This window comes from Novosphingobium sp. GW835-FHT14H07 (assembly GCF_058793515.1).
This window is the reverse complement of sequence record NZ_JBXAFX010000076.1, coordinates 1-1,876: the sequence shown is the minus strand read 5'-3', so window position 1 is coordinate 1,876 and position 1,876 is coordinate 1. Positions and strand designations below refer to the sequence as shown.

The 1,876-nt window shown below is 66.1% G+C and carries 2 protein-coding genes; both read left to right on the top strand.

Features of this window, described 5'->3' with window-relative positions; genetic code table 11:
• Positions 1–651 (top strand): glucuronate isomerase (locus tag AC1Q5P_RS21860; RefSeq protein WP_492520020.1); only part of this gene is annotated, 651 nt, incomplete at its 5' end.
• The coding region (locus tag AC1Q5P_RS21855) for a mannitol dehydrogenase family protein (protein WP_492520019.1) at positions 648–1,876 on the top strand (1,229 nt) is incomplete at its 3' end. The genes AC1Q5P_RS21860 and AC1Q5P_RS21855, both read left to right, overlap by 4 nt.

Sequence of the window (1,876 nt, the reverse complement as noted above, 5' to 3'; positions counted from 1 at the left end):
GCAGCAACCGCCAACCTTTCCGCATCCGAAGCGGCTGCGCTGTTCGAGCGCGTGGTTTCGGGCGAGTTCCATTCCTCGGACGCCGAGCTGTTCCGCGCCCAGATGCTGACCGAGATGGCGGCGATGAGCCTGGACGATGGCCTTGTCATGCAGATCCACCCCGGGTCCTTCCGCAACCACAATGCCGCGCTGTTCGAACGCTTCGGGCGCGACAAGGGCGCCGACATCCCGACCCGCACCGACTTCGTCCATGCCCTGAAGCCCCTCCTCGACCGGTTCGGCAACGAGAAGGACCTCTCGATCATCCTCTTCACGCTGGACGAGAGCGCCTATGCCCGCGAACTCGCGCCGCTGGCCGGGCACTACCCCTGCCTCAAGCTCGGCCCGGCCTGGTGGTTCCACGACAGCCCGGAAGGCATGAAGCGCTTCCGCCAGATGACGACCGAGACGGCGGGCTTCTACAACACCGTCGGCTTCAACGACGATACCCGCGCCTTCCTTTCGATCCCGGCACGGCACGACGTTGCCCGGCGCATCGATTGCGGCTTCCTGGCGCAGCTGGTGGCCGAGCACCGCATCGAGGACTGGGAAGCGGCAGAGCTTGCGCAGGACCTGTCGTACAATCTGGCGAAGAAGGCCTATAACCTGTGAAGCGCCTGTCCCCGGACACGCTGGCAGCCCTGCCCGCAGAGGTTGCTCGCCCGCTCTACGATCGCGAAAGCCAAGAGGTTGGCATCGTCCACTTCGGCATCGGCGCGTTCCACCGCGCGCATCAGGCCTGGTACACCGATGCGGCGATGAATGCTGGTGACCGTGACTGGATGATCACCGGTGTCTCGCTACGCTCGGCGGGCGTTGCGCGGCAGATGAACCCGCAAGGCGGGCTCTATACGGTGGTCGAGCAATCGGACGACGGGATGCGCGCGAGGATCGTGGGATCGGTCCGTAACGTGCTGGTGGCGAGCGAGGAACCCGATGCGGTGATTGCCGCCGTGGCTGCGCCTGCCACCCGCATCGTCAGCCTGACGGTGACCGAGAAGGGCTACTGCCGGCAGGGCGATGGCAGCCTCGACTTCGACCTCGCGCATTCCTTGAGCTTCTACTACTTCGTCACGCAAGGCCTGCTGGCGCGGGCCAAGGCGGGACTGCCCGGCGTGACGCTGCTGTCGTGCGACAACCTGGCCGAGAACGGCGCGATACTCGAGCGCCTGATGCGCCAGTACCTTGCCCGGCACGAGCCTGATCTGGTGGACTGGTTCGATCGGAACTGCACCTGCCCCGCGACGATGATCGACCGCATCGTGCCCGCCACGACCGACGAGGACCGCGCGGCGGTGGCAGCAGCGCTGGGCGGTCCTGAAGACGAGGCCTGCCAGGATGAAGCCTGCCAGGATGAAGCTTGTGTCGTCACCGAACCGTTCAGCCAGTGGGTGATCGAGGACCGCTTTGCGTCCCCGCGTCCGCGCTGGGAAGCTGTCGGCGCGCAGATCGTCTCCGAGGTTGCCCCTTACGAGACGGCCAAGCTGCGCATGCTCAACGGCGCGCACTCGCTGCTGGCATACTGCGGGCTCAGGGCGGGCCATGAATATGTCCACGAAGCCATTGCCGATCCTGCCTTGCGCAGCCTTGCCGAGCAGTTGATGCGCAACGAAGCCGCACCGACGATCGCGACCGCACCGGGGCAGGACCTTGCCGCCTATGCCGATGCGCTGATCGCCCGCTTCGCCAATCCCAGCCTCAACCACCGCCTGATCCAGATCGCCATGGACGGTTCGCAGAAGATCCCGCAGCGCTGGCTCGAGACGCTGGCGCACAACGAGAAACACGGCCGCACCTGCCCCGCCATACGCGAAGGCCTGACCGCCTGGATCCACCA